Origin of the sequence: Fructobacillus sp. EFB-N1 (genome assembly GCF_001038455.1) — a bacterium.
Lineage (GTDB): Bacteria > Bacillota > Bacilli > Lactobacillales > Lactobacillaceae > Fructobacillus > Fructobacillus cardui.
The window spans coordinates 1-19,695 of record NZ_LDUY01000004.1 but is presented as its reverse complement, the minus strand read 5'-3'; the positions used below and the strand labels follow the sequence as shown (position 1 = coordinate 19,695).

Annotated in this window: 21 protein-coding genes, 1 pseudogene and 1 other annotated feature; of the genes and pseudogenes, 12 read left to right on the top strand and 10 right to left on the bottom strand. The window is 42.1% G+C overall.

Translation table 11 applies throughout. The features are described 5' to 3' along the window. Positions 1-163 precede the first annotated feature (163 nt). The 7 genes from epsC (at position 164) to FEFB_RS01085 (ending at position 9,413) form a co-directional block, all read left to right on the top strand. Positions 164-667: a serine O-acetyltransferase EpsC gene (epsC, locus tag FEFB_RS01115; protein WP_047974417.1), complete on the top strand. Its 504-nt coding sequence runs from the start codon at positions 164-166 to the stop codon at positions 665-667. A 356-nt stretch (positions 668-1,023) separates the two neighbouring features. After that, positions 1,024-1,809: a glutamate 5-kinase gene (gene proB / locus FEFB_RS01110; protein WP_047974416.1), complete on the top strand. Its 786-nt coding sequence runs from the start codon at positions 1,024-1,026 to the stop codon at positions 1,807-1,809. A gap of 3 nt (positions 1,810-1,812) precedes the next feature. Beyond that, positions 1,813-3,054: a glutamate-5-semialdehyde dehydrogenase gene (locus FEFB_RS01105; RefSeq protein WP_047974415.1), complete on the top strand. Its 1,242-nt coding sequence runs from the start codon at positions 1,813-1,815 to the stop codon at positions 3,052-3,054. Positions 3,055-3,165: 111 nt separating this feature from the next. After that, positions 3,166-4,695 carry a ClC family H(+)/Cl(-) exchange transporter gene (locus FEFB_RS01100; RefSeq protein ID WP_047974414.1) on the top strand — a complete coding sequence of 510 codons (1,530 nt, stop codon included), beginning with the start codon at positions 3,166-3,168 and terminating at the stop codon, positions 4,693-4,695. An 86-nt stretch (positions 4,696-4,781) separates the two neighbouring features. After that, positions 4,782-5,792 carry a dTDP-glucose 4,6-dehydratase gene (rfbB, locus tag FEFB_RS01095; RefSeq protein ID WP_047974413.1) on the top strand — a complete coding sequence of 337 codons (1,011 nt, stop codon included), beginning with the start codon at positions 4,782-4,784 and terminating at the stop codon, positions 5,790-5,792. Between the two features lie 3 nt (positions 5,793-5,795). Continuing rightward, positions 5,796-6,245 (top strand): GNAT family N-acetyltransferase, encoded by a 450-nt coding sequence (locus tag FEFB_RS01090; RefSeq protein WP_047974412.1) that lies wholly within the window; start codon positions 5,796-5,798, stop codon positions 6,243-6,245. 525 nt (positions 6,246-6,770) lie between these two features. Beyond that, a complete protein-coding gene (locus tag FEFB_RS01085; protein ID WP_047974411.1) occupies positions 6,771-9,413 on the top strand; it encodes a cation-translocating P-type ATPase in 2,643 nt (880 codons plus the stop codon). A 414-nt stretch (positions 9,414-9,827) separates the two neighbouring features. Here FEFB_RS01085 and FEFB_RS01075 read toward each other — a convergent pair whose 3' ends face one another. From FEFB_RS01075 to FEFB_RS09080, 4 genes and pseudogenes are all read right to left on the bottom strand, one after another. After that, on the bottom strand, positions 9,828-10,115 hold the full coding sequence (locus tag FEFB_RS01075) for a hypothetical protein (protein ID WP_053068905.1): 288 nt from the start codon (positions 10,113-10,115) through the stop codon (positions 9,828-9,830). Between the two features lie 69 nt (positions 10,116-10,184). Then, positions 10,185-10,466 (bottom strand): metal-sulfur cluster assembly factor, encoded by a 282-nt coding sequence (locus tag FEFB_RS01070; protein ID WP_047974409.1) that lies wholly within the window; start codon positions 10,464-10,466, stop codon positions 10,185-10,187. A 34-nt stretch (positions 10,467-10,500) separates the two neighbouring features. Next, positions 10,501-11,006 (bottom strand): annotated as a pseudogene (locus tag FEFB_RS01065) (dihydroxy-acid dehydratase). A 148-nt stretch (positions 11,007-11,154) separates the two neighbouring features. After that, a complete protein-coding gene (locus tag FEFB_RS09080) occupies positions 11,155-11,361 on the bottom strand; it encodes a dihydroxy-acid dehydratase (RefSeq protein WP_255360181.1) in 207 nt (68 codons plus the stop codon). A 161-nt stretch (positions 11,362-11,522) separates the two neighbouring features. Between FEFB_RS09080 and FEFB_RS08560 the strand changes: the two genes are divergently transcribed. From FEFB_RS08560 to FEFB_RS01060, 3 genes are all read left to right on the top strand, one after another. Beyond that, entirely contained in the window at positions 11,523-11,633 is a 111-nt protein-coding gene (locus FEFB_RS08560) for a 3,4-dihydroxy-2-butanone-4-phosphate synthase (protein WP_152666209.1), read from the top strand. 202 nt (positions 11,634-11,835) lie between these two features. Further along, positions 11,836-11,967, top strand: coding sequence for a helix-turn-helix transcriptional regulator (locus FEFB_RS09075; protein WP_288846484.1), 132 nt, complete (start codon positions 11,836-11,838; stop codon positions 11,965-11,967). Between the two features lie 99 nt (positions 11,968-12,066). Beyond that, positions 12,067-12,354: a hypothetical protein gene (locus FEFB_RS01060; protein WP_152666208.1), complete on the top strand. Its 288-nt coding sequence runs from the start codon at positions 12,067-12,069 to the stop codon at positions 12,352-12,354. Positions 12,355-12,480: 126 nt separating this feature from the next. Here the strand turns inward: FEFB_RS01060 and FEFB_RS01055 are convergent, their stop codons facing one another. Beyond that, positions 12,481-12,981 (bottom strand): prolyl-tRNA synthetase associated domain-containing protein, encoded by a 501-nt coding sequence (locus FEFB_RS01055; protein ID WP_047974407.1) that lies wholly within the window; start codon positions 12,979-12,981, stop codon positions 12,481-12,483. Between the two features lie 184 nt (positions 12,982-13,165). Here FEFB_RS01055 and FEFB_RS01050 point away from each other — a divergent pair, with 184 nt between their 5' ends. Next, positions 13,166-13,480 (top strand): SemiSWEET family transporter, encoded by a 315-nt coding sequence (locus FEFB_RS01050; protein ID WP_047974406.1) that lies wholly within the window; start codon positions 13,166-13,168, stop codon positions 13,478-13,480. A gap of 51 nt (positions 13,481-13,531) precedes the next feature. On the opposite strand, the gene FEFB_RS01045 is transcribed toward FEFB_RS01050, so the two are convergent. Genes FEFB_RS01045 through FEFB_RS01035 form a run of 4 tightly spaced genes read right to left on the bottom strand, consistent with a single transcriptional unit; the run spans position 13,532 to position 16,091 of the window. Further along, positions 13,532-14,824 carry an FAD-binding oxidoreductase gene (locus FEFB_RS01045; RefSeq protein WP_047974405.1) on the bottom strand — a complete coding sequence of 431 codons (1,293 nt, stop codon included), beginning with the start codon at positions 14,822-14,824 and terminating at the stop codon, positions 13,532-13,534. Next, positions 14,808-15,341, bottom strand: a complete 534-nt coding sequence (locus tag FEFB_RS01040; RefSeq protein ID WP_053068904.1) for an FAD:protein FMN transferase — start codon at positions 15,339-15,341, stop codon at positions 14,808-14,810. The genes FEFB_RS01045 and FEFB_RS01040 overlap by 17 nt, the downstream gene beginning before the upstream one ends. A gap of 12 nt (positions 15,342-15,353) precedes the next feature. Continuing rightward, positions 15,354-15,608, bottom strand: a complete 255-nt coding sequence (locus FEFB_RS08180) for a hypothetical protein (protein ID WP_053068903.1) — start codon at positions 15,606-15,608, stop codon at positions 15,354-15,356. Positions 15,609-15,629: 21 nt separating this feature from the next. After that, positions 15,630-16,091: an FMN-binding protein gene (locus tag FEFB_RS01035; RefSeq protein ID WP_200898273.1), complete on the bottom strand. Its 462-nt coding sequence runs from the start codon at positions 16,089-16,091 to the stop codon at positions 15,630-15,632. A gap of 210 nt (positions 16,092-16,301) precedes the next feature. Continuing rightward, positions 16,302-16,545 (top strand) — a binding site (T-box leader). A gap of 130 nt (positions 16,546-16,675) precedes the next feature. On the opposite strand from FEFB_RS01035, the gene FEFB_RS01030 reads away from it, so the two are divergent. After that, on the top strand, positions 16,676-17,518 hold the full coding sequence (locus tag FEFB_RS01030) for a MetQ/NlpA family ABC transporter substrate-binding protein (protein ID WP_047974403.1): 843 nt from the start codon (positions 16,676-16,678) through the stop codon (positions 17,516-17,518). Positions 17,519-17,598: 80 nt separating this feature from the next. On the opposite strand, the gene FEFB_RS01025 is transcribed toward FEFB_RS01030, so the two are convergent. Beyond that, positions 17,599-19,293, bottom strand: a complete 1,695-nt coding sequence (locus FEFB_RS01025) for a S9 family peptidase (protein WP_152666207.1) — start codon at positions 19,291-19,293, stop codon at positions 17,599-17,601. Positions 19,294-19,695: the final 402 nt, after the last annotated feature.

Here is a 19,695-nt window from a genome sequence, read left to right as displayed (position 1 = left end):
CTTGTTATAACTGTACCAATTTAAATTTGGCAGTTTTCCTGACAAAGATTGTATGCCTTGTTAGGCAAAGGGGGGTATATTCGTCAGTAAATATTCGGGAAGCGCGATGAATTGCTGACCTGGTGACCGAATACGCCAGGGTTTTTATCAATAAGGAGAACTCATGTTTGACACTGCTGATGATTTTATTCGACGTGATCCTGCTTTACAGCACCGCTACCAAGTTTTGTTTTTCCATACTGGTTATAAGGCGGTCAGGGCTTATCGCAAAAGCCATTACCTCTGGACGCATGGCCACCCATTTTTGGCTCAGCTGCTTGCGACCCATAGTAAGAGAAAGACCGGGATTGATATTCATCCCGGCGCAACAATTGGTAAAAACTTGGTGATAGACCACGGTGTCAACGTTGTGATTGGTGAAGAAACCGTGATTGGTGACGACGTGACGATTTATCAGGGTGTCACATTAGGCGCTCGTTGCGCTGTGAAGGATGGCGTGCGGCGTCATCCAACCATTGGCGATCGAGTCTTAATCGGTGCTGGTGCCAAGGTAATTGGGAACATCCATATTGGTCAGGATAGCAAAGTCGGTGCTAATGCCGTTGTTTTGCAAGACATTCTTGCTGGTCAGACGGTTGTGGGTATTCCTGCCCGTGTGGTCAATTAATGAAAATCAGCTGGGTTCACTTTTTGAAAACCGACTAGCCACCTAGAACAGAAAATAGGCTTTCATAAGGGCTTGAGCATTTTTGGCGAATTTAGCTGTGTTGAGGATGCTGTTTTTGAATTGATTGAAACTAAATTATGCGTAGAAAAAAAGCAAAGTTAACTTTGCTTTTTTGTTGCTTTCAAATTACTTGCTTAGAATTTGATTTAGTTTATATTGATTACTAAAAAAATAATTCCTGTCGAAGCAAGCAGTGTTCCTCGTTATTCATTTAAAAACAATCGTAGCTTCTTTTTATCGCGCTACTATCCTGTTTTCTTGCTATAATAGAATAAACTCAATGAAGAAAAAAGTGCATGGCAGACTGGCAGAAAATTGTTGTAAAAGTTGGAACAAGTACCATTGTGGACCTGGATGGGCAAATCAAATACCCGGTTGTGAACCGTTTAGCTCAAACACTATCGACCTTGCAAAAGGAAGGTCACCAGGTGCTATTGGTGACTTCAGGTGCCATGGGAGTCGCTTTGAACCAGATGAATTTGCACCAGCGGCCAAAGGAAATTCCAAAGCAACAGGCGCTCGCTGCCATTGGGCAAGGGTATTTAATGTCTTTGTACCACCAAAGCTTTGCCTTCTATCAGCAGCAGGTTGGGCAGGTTCTTTTGACTTATGATGTCTTTAATAACCCAGTCATGCTAGAAAATACTACAAATGCTATTGAGACACTTTTTGACCAGGGTGTGATTCCGATTATTAACGAAAACGATGTGATTGCCGTTGACGAGTTGGATCACCAACACTCGTTTGGTGATAACGACCGCTTAGCCGCATTAGTTGCGAAGCAAATTCAAGCCGATGGCTTAATTATTTTGAGTGATGTTGATGCACTTTATACGTCTAACCCAAATATTGATCAAAATGCCCAGCCGATTCACCGAGTGGAAGAGATTACGGAAACAATTTGGCTTAGTGCAACGGGTTCAACGTCCGGTTTGGGCACTGGCGGCATGAGCACTAAGTTAGCGGCCGCTGATTTAACGATGAAATATGGTCAAAAAATGTCCTTGGTGAATGGAAATGACCCGGCCAATATCCTTGCAGTGATTGCGGGAGAAGAAATTGGGACACTTTTTGAGGAATAGACGATGACAACAGTTGAAAAAATTGGCCAACAGGCTAAAGAAGCAGCACAAGTTGTTGCGCAATTATCAATACAAGACCGCAACCAAATTTTATTGTCGATGGCTGAAGCCTTGCGGGAACAAAAGCCAGCTATTATGGCCGCAAACCAAACGGATTTAGCCAGTGCAACAGCGCTTTCTGGCCCAATGCGCAATCGCCTAACGCTTGATGATGGGACGATTGAGGGCATCGCTACTTCCTTGGCTGCCGTGGCGGATCTTGACGATTCATTGGCTGGCCCATATGAAAACTGGGAACACCCATCTGGATTCAAAATTATCAAGAAAACTGTTCCACTTGGAGTGGTAGCGATGGTCTATGAGGCCCGGCCAAATGTGACAGTGGACGCCGCTGCCTTGACGTTCAAATCAGGTAACGCCGTGATTTTACGTGGTGGTAAAGAAGCAATCCATTCCAATATTGCCTTGGCGCAGGTGCTCCGTTCCGTACTGACAGATCACCAATTGAATCCCAATATTATTCAATTGATCACCGATACCACACATGATTCCGTTAACGAATTGCTTCATCTGCGTCAATACGTGGACGTCTTAATTCCTCGTGGTTCTGGTAGCTTTATTGACTTTGTGGTGACGAATGCTACCGTACCAGTGATTGAAACTGGGGCAGGCAACACGCACATCTTTGTGGATGAAGATGCCGACCAGGATCAGGCAATCGAAGTGATTGTCAATACAAAAACGCAAAAGCCCGCTGTCTGCAACGCCGCCGAAAAGCTACTGATTCATGAAAAAATTGCTGCTGAATTCTTGCCGAAGGTGGCTTCGGCCTTAATTGAAGCCGGGGTTGAACTACGCGGCGACGACCAGGCTGTGGCTATTGATGGCCGTCTCTCATTAGCAACACCAATTGATTGGGATACGGAATACAATGACTTAATCATGGCGATTAAGGTGGTGACCGATAGCGATGCTGCCATTGATTGGATTAATGCGCATACGACTCACCATTCCGAGACTATGCTTGGAAAAAATCCACAGCATGTCGCTGATTTTATGAACCGAGTGGATGCAGCGGTGGTGTACCAAAATGTTTCGAGCCGCTTTACGGACGGCTTTGAATTTGGCTTTGGTGCCGAAATTGGGATCTCCACGCAAAAGTTGCACGCTCGTGGGCCAATGGGCTTGCCAGCGTTGACGACCATTAAGTATGAAGTTTTTGGCGATGGTCAAACGCGCCATTAAAATCGGCGAACAATCTAATTTCTTGTTAAATAGTTCAAAAAGTTATCAATCTTTTTGAACTATTTTTGTTTTTCGTTACGATTTTAGAATAAAAAGGTGTAAACTAAAAATATGCAAAAAAATACCTTTCATTTCAATACAAATCGATTAATGGTGATTATCAATGGGGCTCTGGTTGGTGTTTTGACCGGGATTGTGGTGTCCGTTTTTCGAATGAGCATTGAACACTCGCTTTCGTGGTGGCGTGATATGTATACGTACATTAAAAGCGGCCACTGGTTAATGCTTGTCCTCGTTGTTCTTATTAATTTAGTAATCGGCCTGATTGTCGCGATGTTAGTGAAAAAGGAACCCAATATCGCGGGTTCTGGGATTCCACAGGTTGAAGGGCAGTTGATGGATCAACTGCATTTAAATTATTTTTCGATTTTGTGGCGGAAATTTGTTGCCGGTATCTTAGCTATTGGTTCCGGCTTGATGTTGGGACGAGAAGGACCCTCGATTCAACTTGGTGCTGCCGTCGGGCAAGGAGTTGCTGAAACCATCAAGGTTGATCATAGTCAAAAAAAGTCACTGATTGCGGCAGGAGCGGCTTCGGGTTTGGCTGCCGCCTTTAATGCACCGTTAGCTGGTGTGATGTTCGTCTTGGAAGAAATCTACCATAGTTTTTCGCCGGTTATCTGGCTGGGGGCATTGGCCGGTTCTGTGATTGCCGATGCGATTTCCACAATTGTTTTCGGCCAGACGCCGGTTTTGGCGGTTGGACAATTACCACTCATTCCAGTCCACCTTTACGGCCTGCTCTTGATTTTGGGGCTCATTCTTGGTTTGCTGGGCTTTCTATACCAAAAAACGCTCTTGGCCAGCCAGAAGATTTATCAATGGACACACCTACCAAAATATCTGAACGGCCTGATGCCACTGATGCTGGTTATTCCTTTAGGGCTTGTTTGGTCAAATGGCCTTGGTGGGGGCAATAATTTGGTCCTGGCACTTGGTCACCATGTTCCAGGTATCAAAATTTTATTGGCCATGGTGCTAGTTCGCTTTATCTTCTCGATGATTAGTTACGGATCGGGTCTTCCTGGGGGCATCTTTTTACCAATTTTGACGCTTGGTGCCTTAAATGGTGCTATCATTGGTCAGGTTTTTGTCATTTTGGGTTGGCTGTCTGCGTCTTATCTCATTGATTTCGTGGTTATTGGCATGGCTGCTTATTTTGCGGCTATCGGGAAAGCGCCTTTTACTGCCATCATCCTGATTATTGAGATGGTCGGTTCCGTAACCCATGTTTTGCCGTTGGCCGTTGTCAGCTTAGTTGCTTACCTAGTGGTCGACTTGTGCAACGGTGCACCAATCTATGAGTCCTTGCTGAACCGTCTTTTGCAAAATCAGGAAGAAGATGGTGGCCAACAGCTGATCACTTTGGAAGTGCCAGTTTTGGCCGGCACAGTCTTAGATGACCGTGAAATTCGCAATATTGACTGGCTCAGTCAAAGCTTAATTACGATGGTGAAGCGGGGAAACCAAAGCTTACTGCCAGCTGGAGATTTGATTTTGCGACCGGGAGATACCATCTATGTTCGAACGGCACAAGCCGAATCGAAAAAGATTCGGGCATCGCTTCTATTGAAAATGTAAGAATATTGAGAAGGGGCCAATTCAGTGCTTGCTGAGGAGGACCTTTTGTTATAATATTTTTTAAAATCAGCAAAGGAGAGAAGGCCATGCGCTATCAAAAAATACTCGTAACGGGAGGTGCTGGCTTCATTGGCGCTAACTTCGTTCGTTATCTGCTGGAGCACGATCAAAAAGTCGAAATCACAGTTTTAGATAAGTTAACTTACTCCGGAAACTTAGACAATATAACTGATTTATCAACTAAACGACTGCATGTAGTAGTTGGCGATATTTGTGACGCGCCACTGGTTGATCAGCTGGTTCAGACTGTCGATGTCGTGATGAACTTTGCGGCGGAAAGCCATAATGACAATTCATTAGCCAATCCAAGGCCATTTTTGGATACAAATATTATCGGTACCTATACGTTGCTGGAAGCAGTTCGTAAATACCGTGTCTTTTACCACCACGTTTCCACTGATGAAGTTTTTGGTGATTTACCGATTGATTCAACGGCGACTTTTCAAGAAGAGTCTCGTTATCAACCTTCGTCACCATATTCGGCAACAAAGGCAAGCTCTGACCACTTGGTTCGGGCGTGGGTCCGGTCTTTTGGTATTCAAGCCACAATTTCAAACTCGTCGAATAATTATGGCCCTTATCAATATGTTGAAAAGCTAATTCCACGGACAATTGCTACTGTCATGAGTGGTGAAAAACCCAAAATATTTGGTTCTGGGAAGCAGGTGCGTGATTGGTTGCACGTGACGGATCACGTTCGAGGTCTGTTAGCTATTTTGGAAAGGGGACAAAGTGGCCAAACATATCTGTTTTCGGCTAACTGTCAGTTGAGTAATTTAACAGTTGTGCAAAAAATCTTGCACCAGTTGGGTCAGAATTCGTCGAATATTTCGCATGTTGCTGATCGTCCCGGCCATGATCAGCGTTATGCCTTGGATGCTAGTAGCACGATGGCAGCCCTTGACTGGCACCCGGCCTTTAGTGATTTTGATGCTGGTTTAGAAGAAACCATTGCCTGGTACCAAAATCACCAGAATTGGTGGCAAAAAGCGCACACAATTGTCGAAGCTAAGTACCTTCAGGAAGGACGTCGGTGAAAAATGTCTGAAAAATTTTTTATTCGTGAGGCTACGCTGCTTGACTTGGCTGCCCTTCACATGCTCAATACAAATGAGTTGGGGTACGATTATCCAATTGAGAAGGCGAAAAATCAGTTATTGCAATTGCTGGAAGATCAACGCCACCATCTGCTGGCCGTTGCCGAAAACCCACAGCACAAGGTTTTAGGCTATCTTCATGCCGAAGTTTACCAGGAAATTTATGCTGATCCTGCGTTGAATATTTTGGCATTGGCGGTCAACCAGTCAGCGCAGGGGCAGGGAATTGGCACGGCTTTAATTGAGTGGTTAGAGGCGGCGGGCAAAAGCCGAAAAATTCGAATCATCAGGCTTAATTCTGGTGCAAATCGTCAAGATGCCCATGCTTTTTATCGTTATCTTGGCTTTGAAGAAGTGAAAACGCAAAAGAAATTTGTCTTCGTGAATGATTGATGGTCTATCTTTTAAAGGGAGACGGAATACTTGACAGATAAACACCTTCCAAAATTGGTATAGGCGTTTTTTAATAAATATTATTCTAATTTAAAGTATATAATCGCTGATTTAATAGTGTTTTTTTATTAGAAAAAATTATTTTATTCTTTAAAACTTACAAAAATCGTTATAAGTATGCTAAAATAAAATTAGTCATACTTATTAGTTTAAGAATACTTTTATTCACTCTAATGGCGTCGTACTTTCATACATATCTGAATATTAATTTTGACAGTTAATTGTGCCAGTATTCCAATTAGCTAAAAACCTACATGTTAATCGCAAATGATTAGCCGAAAATGTTCGCTTTTTATCTATGAAGAGACACGATTTCAAAATTCGGGGACTTACACCACTTTATTGTCGGCGCCGAACTTTGAGTAGTATGCAACTGCCAACACGGTCACGCAAGAGAAGACGTGCCGTGGCCAGGAGACCATCTCTGGTGTGATACCTTCTCATGAACCATTGAAAGGAATACTCATGCAAGCATTCCAAAAAGGAGTTCAAGCAACACTCCAGACTCTTGGGACAAAACCGAACCAAGGGCTTTCGGAAAATCAGGTCGAGAAAAGCCGACAAGAACACGGAAAAAACGTTTTCGTTGCTGAAAAAAAGACGTCTTTAGCTAAGAAAATTTTGCTTAGTTTAAAGGATGTGGCAACTATCATTTTGCTGATTGCTGCCGGGATTTCCTTTGTCGCCACTTATTTGGAAGGAAGTAATAATTACTTCGAAAGTCTGTTGGTGATCGGGATTGTGGTCATCAACTCAGCATTGTCCATTTTCCAAGAAGGAAAGGCGGAGAACTCTTTAGCCGCCTTGAAGGATTTGAATAAGAGCCAGGTTAAGGTTCTGCGTGACGGTCAGCCGGAATTAATTGATTCGGATGACGTTGTCGTCGGTGATATTTTGCTCTTAGAAAACGGACGATCCATCGCCGCTGATGCGCGTTTAATTGAAGCTGTTGAATTGCAGACAGAAGAGTCTGCATTAACTGGCGAAAGTTTACCCGTTGAAAAAGATGCGGAGGCTACTTTTGAGGGAGACAAGGACGTCGACCTCGGTGAACGAGTAACGATGGTTTATCGTGGTACGACTGTTGTTAATGGTCATGGCCTTGCCATCGTCACGGCTGTGGGAATGGCAACCGAAATGGGTAAGATTGCCAGCCTGTTGAACAATGAAAATAGCACGCCTTTGACACCATTACAACGTCGTTTAGCTCAATTAGGTCGTAATATTTCTTATTTGGCCATTATCTCTGCTATTGTCGTTTTGACGTTAGGAATTGCCCAAGGAATGGATCTGAAGCACATCTTCTTAACAGCCATCTCCTTAGCCGTTGCCATTGTGCCAGAAACGCTGCCAGTGATCGTGACCATGACTCTAGCTCTTGGCGTTCAGCGAATCGCCAAGAAGCACGCTATTATTCGTCGATTACCAGCGGTTGAAACGCTGGGAACAACGAATGTCATCGCTTCGGATAAGACTGGAACTTTGACGCAAAATAAGATGACAGTTCGTCAAGTCTGGCAAGCGAGTCAAAATCAGTTATCAGCCACAGCGGATGGTATCACAGCTGAAGCCGAGGAAGTTTTGTCATTGGCAGCAATGTCAACGAACGTTGCAGTATCGGAAGATGAAGATGGTGAAACACGTTTTGATGGTTTGCCAACGGAAGTTGCTTTGGTACGGGCCATTGATCCTATTAAGAGTCGAGAAGAATTATTGGCTGAATATCCTGTAGTTGATCAGGTACCATTTAATTCAACAAAAAAGCGGATGACAACCGTTCATCAACGACCAGATGGTGGTTACATTGCCATCACTAAGGGAGCCTTTGATGTGTTGGCCCCAATGCTGGCAAACGGTGGTGTTGCTGAAGCCGAAAAGATTAACCAAAAGTTCGGTCGTCAGGCACTGCGTGTTTTGACTATTACAAAGCACGTCTTTGATCAAATGCCGGAAGAACCAACTCAGAAATTTTATGAAAGCAATTTAGAACTGGTCGGTTTGGTTGGTATTATTGATCCACCACGTCCGGAATCAGCAGCGGCCGTTGCTCAGGCAAGACAAGCCGGGGTTAAGACGGTGATGATTACCGGTGACCACGTTGAAACGGCGAGTGCAATCGCCCGTGAAATCGGCATTTTACAACCAGGCGACAAAACATTAACCGGTGCCGAATTGGCCCAATTATCCGATGCTGAATTGGATAAGAATGTTAAAGATTATAGTGTTTATGCTCGTGTAACACCAACGGACAAAATCAGAATTATCAAGTCATGGCAGCGACAAGATGCTACGATTGCCATGACGGGTGATGGTGTCAATGATGCACCGGCTTTGAAGGCAGCCAATGTTGGTATTTCTATGGGCCAAACCGGAACTGACGTTGCTCGTGGTGCTTCCGATATCGTTTTGACAGATGATAACTTTGCGACGATTATTAGTGCTATCGAAGAAGGACGAGGCGTTTATGTTAAGGTTCGTAAGACCATTAATTTCCTTTTGTCCGCTAACATCTCGGAATTAATTGCTATCATGATTGCCATGATTTTAGGCTGGGGTTCACCGTTACTCCCAATCCATCTACTTTTTATTAACCTTGTAGCCGATGGTTTGCCAGGATTCGCTTTGAGTCGTGAACCGATGTTAACAAATGTGATGGATAAGGCGCCGATGCCTAAAAATGCATCATTGTTTAGCCAGGGACTTGGCCGACAGATTGCCTTAAACGCATCGCTCTTTGCCCTGGTGACCTTAGGTGCCATTTGGTTTGGTCAAAATGTGGCCATGGGTGGTATCGCTACTTCAGAAGAAGTTGGTCAGACAATGGCCTTCGTGGTCTTGTCATTAACGTCGATTATTCACGTTTTCAATATCCGTTCTGAAAAGTCGCTCTTTTCAATTCGCTACGGTGCCAACCCATCGTTGGTGAACATGGCCATCTTAGCAACATTGATTACCATTGCCGTTTCGGTAATTCCGGGTGTTCAAGGACTCTTCGGCTTGGTTAGCTTATCAGCTAGCCATTGGTTGATGATTGTTCTCTTAACTGTTGTGCCGACAATTATCTTAGAAATCTTGAAGAAAATCAGTCCGAAGCTCTTTCAGGTTTAATGACTAATAACTTACTTGAGAGGTAAATGAGTATGCAAGCGAAGTCGAGACCCGAACGCCGAAAAAGAGGCTTCTCCATTAGCAGTATTTTCATTATTTTAGGTAGTTTTATTGGTATTGACCAAGTTGAAAAGATTTATCCCGCTATTCAGGATAATCTCTTCTTGAACTTTATCATCTTCGTTTCGATTTATTCAGGACTAAGTCTGGTCGTATGGATATTTCGTAAAGCAAAGCAGCACTTACTAAAATAAAATATTAATAGTAAAAAAGGCCCGTTGCTTAAGCAACGGGCCTTTTTCTATCCAATGAGTTTGATTTTTAATCATAAAAAGTCGGCTAAAATGCCGACTTTTTGTATTGCCATGAACGGAAGAGCTCTTAATAGTGCTTCCAAATGGAGGCTAAAACTGATCAAGAGATATTGTGCCAAACAGAGAAAATGACAGCTGAAATGGCGGAAGCAGGTTCGAAAAATGAAATTGCTAATGTAGACGCAAGGGCCGAATCTTGCATACCAATTTCAAACGTAATTGCCTTCTGTTGGGCACTGTCAATTTGTAATAGTCTGGCAAACAAAAAAACAAATAGATAGCCTAATAAATTATACAACATGATAATTGGAATTAAAGCAAGTGCACTAACGGCAAGAATTGTTTTTGAATTAGTAGACAATACGGCCAGAATAATCAAAACAGTCATCGCTTGCGAAACTAATCTTTTTTGTTAATAGACTCCTAAAACAAGTTTGGAATAGTCGCTCATCATGTTTTAATTCCAGGCGGGACTCCAGACGAGTTCGACGACGACTTCTTTTTCGACCTCAACGAGAATCATTAAGGCACGTTCAATCATGGTTTCTAAAACCTCTGTTAAGGGACAGCCCATTGTAGTTAATGTTAATCGAACAGTTACGCAATGATGATCATCCATCGATAATCCGTAAACTAAGGCAAGATTGATGATATCACATTTCAATTCAGGATCAATTACTTCTGAAAGAGCCTGGACCTGGACCATTCTGTTTTTAAGGTTTTCTGTTGCAGTTCTCATGAAAGGTACCTCATTTCTTTAACCGAAAAGTTCATCAGCTCCCTTTAAGAACAGCACCGGTATTTGCTGAAGTCACGAGACTTTGGTAGCGAGCAATCCAACCATGCTTGATTTTTAGCTTAAAAGGCTTTAATTGCGTTTTTCGCTCTGCTAATTCCGCGTCGCTAACATGTAAGTGGATTGATCGGTCAACTAAATCAATTGTAATTTGATCGCCATCATGAATTAAAGCGATTGGTCCTTGATCTGCTGCCTCTGGACTGACATGTCCAACTGAGATACCACGGGTTGCTCCGGAAAAACGGCCATCAATAATCAGGGCAACTTCTTTTCCTAGTCCCATCCTAGTTAGAGCAGATGTTGGTCCAAGCATTTCGGGCATGCCGGGTCCTTTCTTAGGTCCTTCATAACGGGTAACGACTACGCGACCGGCAGGAATCTGACCGGCATCAATGGCCTTGACAGCGTCCTTTCCGAGTCGAACACAATGGCTTCTCCCGTAAACTGTTTGACACTGGCATCGACTCTACCAGCTTTGATGGCCGCGCCATCTGGTGCAAGGTTCCCGTAGAAAGAATGGAGATACCACCTTCTTTAGAATAAGGATTTATATCAAAGCGCCTGATAATTTCATCATTTAAAATTTCGTGGCCAGTCACGTTTTCTCGAATAGTTTTCCTAGTGAGGGTCATGCGATCAGGATGTAAGATATTCCCATGCGGACAAGTTCGTTCATGATTGCTGGGATACCACTTGCTTGATGAACATCTTCCATCGACCAGTTGGATGATGGCGCAATTTTGGCTAGATAAGGGACTTTTTTAGCAATTTTATTGATATTTTCTTGGTTATAGTCAATTCCTGCTTCATGAGCAATTGCTAAAACATGAAGCACGGTATTGTTGAACCACCCATGGCCATATCAAGCGCTTCTTTGGTAATCAAATTTTTTGGCTTCACGTTTTCTTTGACTAAGCGCATTAGTTGTTTAGCACTTTCGCGAATCAGGTTACACATTCGCATTTGTGGCCAAGTCTGGAGGTGTCTTGGAGCGTAATGGTCAATACCGAAGCGGGTGTTGATTTGGCCAAATTAGCTGGAACAGCACCGGTAGCGACAATCATCGAGATTCTTTTACTAGATGGTCATATGGGCTCGTCAGGCTGATTTAGTTCAGTTAGCCAAAAATGGCAATTACCAATGATTTCAATTGCTGATTTGCAAGTGTACTTACTAGAGCGAGCTGAATTAAAAGTGATTGCTGAATAAAAAGTGAAATTAAGAACGTAAAAAGGGGTCGAGGACCATGTCGAAAGATGTCTTTGCAGAGGTTCAACATTTAGGCGCCATGATTCGCGAATGACGTGAAATTCGTGGCATGTCTGCCAATGACTTAGCCGAAGCAACGGGTTTATCGACGAGTGTGATTTTAAATTTTGAACGTGGCCAAACAGATATCCATTTGAGTACCGCTATCAATTATTGCGTTATATGGGCTTAACATTGGCAGAAAGCCAACGTTTTTGATGGTTTTGCCATTATTGATTGGGCTGAAAAAGCGTACCGGTTTGTTGATACTCAACGGGTTTTGAAACGAATCATGGTTCGTTTAGCACAAAAAGAACATCTACTCTGTCATGAGCAAGTTTTGGAAACGATTATTATGCTGCGACTTGTTCAACCGGTGCGTGCGGATGAAGAATTGTTTAGCTATTTTGAGGATATCGAAACGTTTCTCAGTTTCGACGCTTACCTAGCTCTTCTTTCCAGACCTTATTTAACTGCTTGGCTTGTCCAACATATTGGTCAAAAATTAGGCACGTGCAGTTCACAGCAAGTACCAATTGTACAAATTGCCCAGGAGCAATACCATCAAATTGTTTCTTAAAAAGAGAATGAGATACTAAAAAGCTGTAGCACTGATATGAACTTTGAGATTTGGACCAACAAATTTCGGGGTTCATATTTACTTACAGAAACAGTGTTGCGGCTTTTTAAGTGGATTATGATGATATTATTCTCGTTCGGGAATAGGGACAGTCGTAAATTCATTCCCATGTTCTTGAATCATTTCGAGCAGATCAGGAGTTTTTAACCAGACCGTTGCCGTGTTTTCATTTGGGTGAATCCCGATTAGTCCGGGTTCTTTTAAAAATTCTTCATCAAGGAAAAAATTGACCTGGCGGTCTTCATCGTTTAATAGACCAAAGGGGGAAACTGAGCCAGGAATTAAGTCCATTAATCTTAGCAAGTCTTCTTCTGAAGCAAACGATAGTGGGCGAGTCTGGTTATCCTTGCGGAAGGCCTTCAAATCAACTCTTTTATCGCCTTTAACGGTAATCAGATAATAATTTCGTTTCTTATCATCACGGACAAAAAGATTTTTTGCATCGGCATCTGGGTATGGTAAATCAACATCCACAATGCTATCCATACTAAATAAGGCCTGGTGCTCTGTAATTTCGTGCCAAATGTTTTTTTGCTTTAAATACTGAAAGACTTCATTTTTATTCATGTTTTTACCTCGGCTATTAATATAAGTCACATTATATCATTAGCTGGAATTACTTAATCATAGCAATTATTTGAATAGTAGCTAGCAATATTGCATAAAAAGTGCAGATGTTTCGTTTTTACTCGCTATATGAAATAAAAACAGCTATAATTTTAGGTATGAACAACGGAGAAAGGAAATTTTTATGAGAATTGATACTTCAGAATATCCAACAGGTGAGAATGCTATACCCGAAAAACGAGTTAAACGGCTGAAGTTACTCAGCAAGGCTGCTACGTTCACCTGTATTGCGATGTATGTTTCTTATATCCCGCAAATTATTAGCAATTTTTCAGGGCATCCAGTCGGTGTTTTACAGCCACTCGTAGCGATGATTAACGCATCGTTCTGGGCTGGCTATGGCTGGACTAAAACGTATAAAGATTGGCCAATTATTATTTCGAACGTCCCAGGGATTTTGTTTGGCTTGTTCACAGTCATAACGATTTATATCCATTAATATCAATATCAACATAAAAAAGCTCGGTCATATTGACCGGGCTTTTCTTTATTACCAGGTAAATTCTTCGGCGTACATTTGCCCATTTCGAATACCATTTTTCTTCAAGGTCCGTTTCCAATAGCGAATCATTGGAGCCGGTCCAGAAATGAGAAAGATGGTGTTATTTGGTAAGTCATGCAATTGATGGTTCAAAACATCGGCTTCGGAATAGCGACCAACCTGATAATGTAAATTAAAGTTGTCACGTTGGTGCCAATCCTTTAGCTGATTTAAATAGATTAAATCATGGTCATAATGGGCGGAATAAAACAATGAAATGTGACGTTCTGGAGAACCTTCCACGATTGAAAGCAATGGTGTTACACCAATACCACCAGCAATCATGACAATGTGATGGTCTTGGTCATTATCTTCCAGGAAAGAATGATAACGGCCGTAACCACCACTTAATTTAACTGCGACGCCTGGTTTAATTTGAGAAAGGAGTTTCGTGAAGTCACCATCGCCGCGGATGGCCAATTTAATGTGCTGGCTGTCGTCACTAGGTGGATTGACGATTGAAAACGGATGGTATTCTTTCAGGCCTTTTAAATCAGGAAAGGAGATAAAGGCGAAATCGCCCATTCGCAAATTTAATTGATAATGTTTTTGAGGCGTAATCGTTAACTCCTGAATATTTGGCGCTAGTACCTCGTTAGTCATCACGGTTCCTCTGGTATCACCTAATTGACTCCGAACTTTACTCATCACGTAGCTGATAAAGACAATGCTACTGTAGGCATAAAAGACGAACATGAAAGGATGAATAGCGGTCACATAGCTAATTAATTGGACGTGGATAAATACTAAGAGGGTAGCAATCAGGTTTAGACGATGCAACCAGACAGATAATTCATGTTTGAAAACGGTCTCTAGCATTCTTTTTAACTTAGCTAGAAAGGGAATCCGGCTAGTGAACCAGCCAGCCATAAAGATCATCGAATAGACCATGATGCCAGTAAATAGATAAATGGCCCAATCGCCGGTAGTTCTTATCCAGCCATCAGAAGGGTTACCAAATTTATGCAAATAGGCCAAACCGATAGCAAGAATACTGATGATGCCATGAATCATATACATATCAGGCAAGCCAATCAGTCGATCCAACCAATGGGGTTTCGTGGCTAAATAAATTGACGTGAGCATCCAAGCATAGGCAATGGCACCTAAATAAATTGCTTGGGATTGGCTGGAATAAATTGCTGGCAATCCAGCTGATAGTGTCTGGAGTAGTGGTAATGGAATGACAAAGAAGATTACCAACCAAGTCAGCCCTAGACTAAAGTTATATCGTTTGAGCATGATGAACCTGACCTTTCTCAAAACTAATTTCACCAATTTTGGCATCAATGAGCACGCCCGTCAATTGATGTTTCTTAATTAGTTCTAAAAATCGTTTGGTTCCGGCAGCCATTCCTGCGGTTGCCCAGGTATCGGCAATCGTTAATGAGTAATCAACAATTGTGACCTGCAACAATGGACTGGCAACCCGTTTAATGTGTTCGCCACGTTTATTAACCCCGGAGGTAGCAAGTGCAGCATTGGTTAACGGGTACTTGCCAATCAAGTAACCTGGTTGACGTGGGTCTTCAATGCCCGTCATCCAGGTTAGTTCACTGTCATTTGCAACAGCTGCTTGAATGTCGCCGCCACCATTTAAAGCGACTCCTGCAACCAAGGAATCTGTCAGTAAGGGCCGTAACCGTTGATTAAATATTTTTTCGATTGCCCAGCCCTTGACGATGCCGGTTGGGTCATATTGGCCTTTGAAGAATGGATCAAAAAATCCTTCGGTTACCTGATTAGCTTGGTCAGCCATTAAGAAGACCTCTTAAAAATCAGTTGAATCTAACATCACTTCTCGCTCGCCATCTGCATATCTGGATACTAACGAATCCGGTTTGAATGGTGAAAAAACAGCGTTAACCTGGTCTAAATCAGCAGCAATCTTTTGACATTGTTGTTGAAAACGCTCTTGAAGGGCAGGCCGTTCTTCGAACACAGCTGCGCTAATTGTAAATGGAATGTTCATTTTCCCAATAACGTTTGTTAAAAAATGGAATTGTGCATTAGTCTTTTTAGTCAATACCAGTCCTCCTGGATAATGTTAAACCGCTTTGTTTAAAGCATCTTGAAGTGAATTCGTGAATCCTGTGTAAGTTTCGGTAGCACCAGATACTTGTTGTATATTAGCACTTTGGGCCTTAATGGCCTCCGATTGGTAAGTAGGCAATGATTGACTGTTAATGCTTTCTGATTTGGATTCTTTGTCAGGATACTTCAAAATTTTGATATTCGTGATTTTACCGTTTGAAATCACGACACTAACCTGCATGGTACCATGAGGGGTAGTAACCGTTTTACTAGTAAACGTTCCGTCTTTGTATTGTCCATTCGTCGTTTGATTGCTGCTAGTGCTGCTGGACGATTTGGTGCTTGTACTAGACTGATTGCTATTTGAACTAGTCTGAGAATGCCGTTGATGGCCCTTGAAGAAGACAATGTAACCGTCGATCACGCTGGCAATCGCTACGGCGATTGCCACGGCAACTCCAATAATTTTTTTCATAATTCATAAACCACCTTATCGTAACTTCTTATTCTTTAATATATAACTGTTCAGCTTTAAATTAAAATAAAAAACACAAATTGTAGTTAGAGTCCTTCAGCAGGTACTACATCAATTAAAATTGTAACTGGGAGAAATGCTTATTCATTTAAATTTAACTATTTTTTCATATTTTGTTGACAAATACTAATTTGATTGCTAAACTGCAATTAATGAACATCGACAGGAAAAGTAAAGGGTCGAGATTGCACAGCGAATCAACGGTGGTGGGAGTTGATGAATTAAAACCCTTGAAAATGGTCCTTGAGTTTAAGTGACGGTGAGCTATTGGTTAGCCGGAACCGGGTGCGCCCGTTATTGCGTTAGGGTATCTCTTTTTGACGTACCTGTCGAGTAACTAGTAGTGATGCTAGTTAAAATCAGGGTGGTAACACGACTTTAATTCGTCCCGTAGTCTTTTGACTACGGGACTTTTTTATTTGAAAAGGAGTTGATTAGGTAGCGGGGAATTGCATTGCCAAAAGAGTTTATTAAAAAATTGTTCGATTTTAATTGCAACAAATAGGGGAAAAGGGAAGAGAAGAATGAACAACAAAATAGTAACAGGTATTATTGCAGCGATTGCTTTGATTGTCGTTGGTTATTTTAGCTTTTTTCAGCATAGCGCTCAGAGCAAAACGGAAACGTTGACTGTCGGTATTATGGCTGGTGACAAAAAAACGGATGAGCAATGGAAGCTGATTAAGGCAAATGCCAAAAAGGAAGGTCTGGACCTTAAAATTAAGACCTTTACCGACTATAACCAGCCAAACGCGGCGCTGTCTTCGGGAGATATTGACGCCAACGCCTTCCAGCACTATATCTTTTTGAACGATTGGAACAAGGCACATAAGACAAATATTGTTCCTGTTGGTGAAACCATCATGGTTGCCGGTCGTTTGTATTCTGATAAGCACAAGAGCATTAAAGACATTCCACAAAATGGAACGGTTGCCATTTCAAATGCGAAGATTACACAAGGTCGAACATTGCTGTTACTACAAGCAGCTGGCTTGATTAAGGTGTCTGACAAGGTTTCTGATCCAACTTTGAAGGATATTACAGAAAACAAGAAGAACTTGCAATTTAAGGAAGTTGGTACTGACCAGCTAGTCCGTGTATTGCCTGAAGTTGATTTGGCTTCTGTTGATCCAAGCTTTATTGTTGGTGCTGGCCGTTCAATCAATTCGGCCATTTATGTGCGTCCGCTTGATAAGAGCCAACATGGTGCTGTGAATATTATTGCCACGACGAAGAGCAAGAAGAATAGTTCAGCAATTAAGAAGCTAGTAAAGGCTTACCAGTCAAAGAACGTTGCTGATTTCATCGATTACAAGAGTGGTACTGGTGAGGTTGCTGTTTGGAAGGGTGCACCCACAGTTAAGTAATTCACTTTCAAATAAAAAAGACATTCAGAAGATGAATGTCTTTTTCTTATACATAAATGCATAAATTAGAATCCTAAAGACTAAGCGTAACGGTTGAACCACTCAACAATGTCTTCGATTCTTTGGACTCGCAGTGATGGAAGACCATTTCTGGAAAGGCCATGATAAGACTTTGGATAGCGAATATAATCACTATCGGTTCCAGTACTTTTAATGGCTAAAAACAGCGCTTCACTTTGACTCACAGGGCAACGGCGGTCCAGTTCGCCGTGCTGGATTCTTACAGGTGTTTTGACTTTGTTAGCGTGTGATAACGGTGATTTTTCCCAATAGTACTGGGCAGCGCCTTCATCGCGATAAAGGTCCATACCCATTTCTTGTTCAACAAAGGGAACGCCAATATCGCTATTGGTATAAAGGCCAATCCAGTCGATAGCAGGTCGTTGCACAATGGCTGCCTGAAAACGGTTAGTATGGCTAATCGTCCAAGCTGATAGAAAACCACCGTATGAACCACCAGCAATAAAAATGTTGTCTTTGTTGATGCCATCAAAATGATTAAGGGTATAGTCGAGCCCAGCCATCACATCATCATAATCATTTTCACCATAATGGCCCATTACATCTGTAGCAAATGCTTCACCATAACTCGTGGAACCACGGGGGTTGAAGTAAACAACGTGAAAACCTTTAGCCGCTAGCGCCTGAAATTCATGAAAGAAGGTATCACCATAAGCTGCGTGTGGACCACCATGAATGTACAAAATTAGTGGTGCCTGATCATTTGTTCCTTGTGCTTTCGTGAACCATCCCTGTAGCTGAACATTTTGATCAGTAGAGGGGTAGTAGAAGGAACTAACCTGGGCATAGGTATGGCTTTGCTCATATTCTTGGTTAGGATTGTAGAGGCTTGTCTCCTGACCAGTTAGCAAGTTCAATGTCTTCAGTTCAGCAGGTCGTTCGGTAGAGGAGGTGACCATCACAACTTCTTGGTTATCATTGACAGTGAAATCAATGATGTCACGCCGATCATCTGTTAGCAAGGTTGGTTTTTCACCATCCCAAATGTGTAATTGGCTATGACCATGATCATAGGCTTGGAACAAATATTGACTATTAGTTAACCAGGCGCCGCTAATACCGTTACGGTTTTGAATCATATCGCTGCCAATACTGTGTTCATAACCTACATCAAGGTCATCATTGCCTGTAATATTCTGGACATGCATATCGTTTAAGTCATAAAGGTAAAGTTGGTTAACGGTTGCAGAATAGTGGCTATAATCGCTACCAATAACTGTTACTTGCTGACCATTGGGTGAAAAATGAGCGTCTGAAAAGACGCCATCAGAAAACGATTTCGTGAGCCAAATTTTTTCCTGTTTTTCAATGTCATAGAGATAAACGGCTAATGATTCATCAAATTTACTAGTCCAGTCGGGGTGTTCGGCTGTTAAAAACAAAACTTGATTTTGGTCGGGACTAATATCTTCCAAGCTAAAGTCTTCCGTGCCAGTACAGATAGTTGTCGTTGTTTGCGATTTAAGATCAAAGCGAATAAGGTCATAGTGATTATCAGTCGGAATCCAACCAATGCCATCTGCACGATTTTGGACTTTATCAACGTGCCGTGTTGTTAGCTCATCATCATTTTTAACTGGGGTCTGAACAGTCTTAAAGAATAAGGCTTGCTTGTTCGGGGCTAATTTAATCTGAGCGATGCTATCGCCAGTGGTTAGTTGCTCTGCAACACCACCATTGATGGACATTTTCATCAGTTGGAAATGCTGATTTTCGTCCTGCTTACGAAAATAAAGGTAGTCATCGACAACCAACGGCTGTAGATTTAGTCCTTCATTTGTGTACTGCTTGACGTGGTGGTGTTGATCAACACTGTAGATATTGGCAGTATAATCGTTGTTTTCTTGGCTTAAACCATTTTCAACAAAAAAGGTCAGTGGCCCATGGTTGACTTAGGCCCTTAATGCGATATAAATCAGTTATTGATACTCCATCCATAAAAATCTCCTTATTTTCATTCTAGTTAGGCATAGTATAGCAAATAAGAGGAGGATTATGAGGTTTTTATTAAAGACAGATTACAAGTTTAATTCGAACAACCCCGAAAAACTTCTAGTGGCGTCTGGTAGTTATGTAACTTCATGGGTCGATTGTTG

Excerpts from the sequence above, each read along its gene's own strand:
- epsC (WP_047974417.1), top strand. The coding sequence starts at position 164 with ATGTTTGACACTGCTGATGATTTTATTCGACGTGATCCTGCTTTACAG.
- proB (WP_047974416.1), top strand. The coding sequence starts at position 1,024 with ATGGCAGACTGGCAGAAAATTGTTGTAAAAGTTGGAACAAGTACCATT.
- FEFB_RS01105 (WP_047974415.1), top strand. The coding sequence starts at position 1,813 with ATGACAACAGTTGAAAAAATTGGCCAACAGGCTAAAGAAGCAGCACAA.
- FEFB_RS01100 (WP_047974414.1), top strand. The coding sequence starts at position 3,166 with ATGCAAAAAAATACCTTTCATTTCAATACAAATCGATTAATGGTGATT.
- rfbB (WP_047974413.1), top strand. The coding sequence starts at position 4,782 with ATGCGCTATCAAAAAATACTCGTAACGGGAGGTGCTGGCTTCATTGGC.
- FEFB_RS01090 (WP_047974412.1), top strand. The coding sequence starts at position 5,796 with ATGTCTGAAAAATTTTTTATTCGTGAGGCTACGCTGCTTGACTTGGCT.
- FEFB_RS01085 (WP_047974411.1), top strand. The coding sequence starts at position 6,771 with ATGCAAGCATTCCAAAAAGGAGTTCAAGCAACACTCCAGACTCTTGGG.
- FEFB_RS01075 (WP_053068905.1), bottom strand. The coding sequence starts at position 10,115 with ATGACTGTTTTGATTATTCTGGCCGTATTGTCTACTAATTCAAAAACA.
- FEFB_RS01070 (WP_047974409.1), bottom strand. The coding sequence starts at position 10,466 with ATGAGAACTGCAACAGAAAACCTTAAAAACAGAATGGTCCAGGTCCAG.
- FEFB_RS08560 (WP_152666209.1), top strand. The coding sequence starts at position 11,523 with ATGGTCAATACCGAAGCGGGTGTTGATTTGGCCAAATTAGCTGGAACA.
- FEFB_RS01060 (WP_152666208.1), top strand. The coding sequence starts at position 12,067 with ATGGTTCGTTTAGCACAAAAAGAACATCTACTCTGTCATGAGCAAGTT.
- FEFB_RS01055 (WP_047974407.1), bottom strand. The coding sequence starts at position 12,981 with ATGAATAAAAATGAAGTCTTTCAGTATTTAAAGCAAAAAAACATTTGG.
- FEFB_RS01050 (WP_047974406.1), top strand. The coding sequence starts at position 13,166 with ATGAGAATTGATACTTCAGAATATCCAACAGGTGAGAATGCTATACCC.
- FEFB_RS01045 (WP_047974405.1), bottom strand. The coding sequence starts at position 14,824 with ATGCTCAAACGATATAACTTTAGTCTAGGGCTGACTTGGTTGGTAATC.
- FEFB_RS01040 (WP_053068904.1), bottom strand. The coding sequence starts at position 15,341 with ATGGCTGACCAAGCTAATCAGGTAACCGAAGGATTTTTTGATCCATTC.
- FEFB_RS01035 (WP_200898273.1), bottom strand. The coding sequence starts at position 16,091 with ATGAAAAAAATTATTGGAGTTGCCGTGGCAATCGCCGTAGCGATTGCC.
- FEFB_RS01030 (WP_047974403.1), top strand. The coding sequence starts at position 16,676 with ATGAACAACAAAATAGTAACAGGTATTATTGCAGCGATTGCTTTGATT.
- FEFB_RS01025 (WP_152666207.1), bottom strand. The coding sequence starts at position 19,293 with ATGAAAATGTCCATCAATGGTGGTGTTGCAGAGCAACTAACCACTGGC.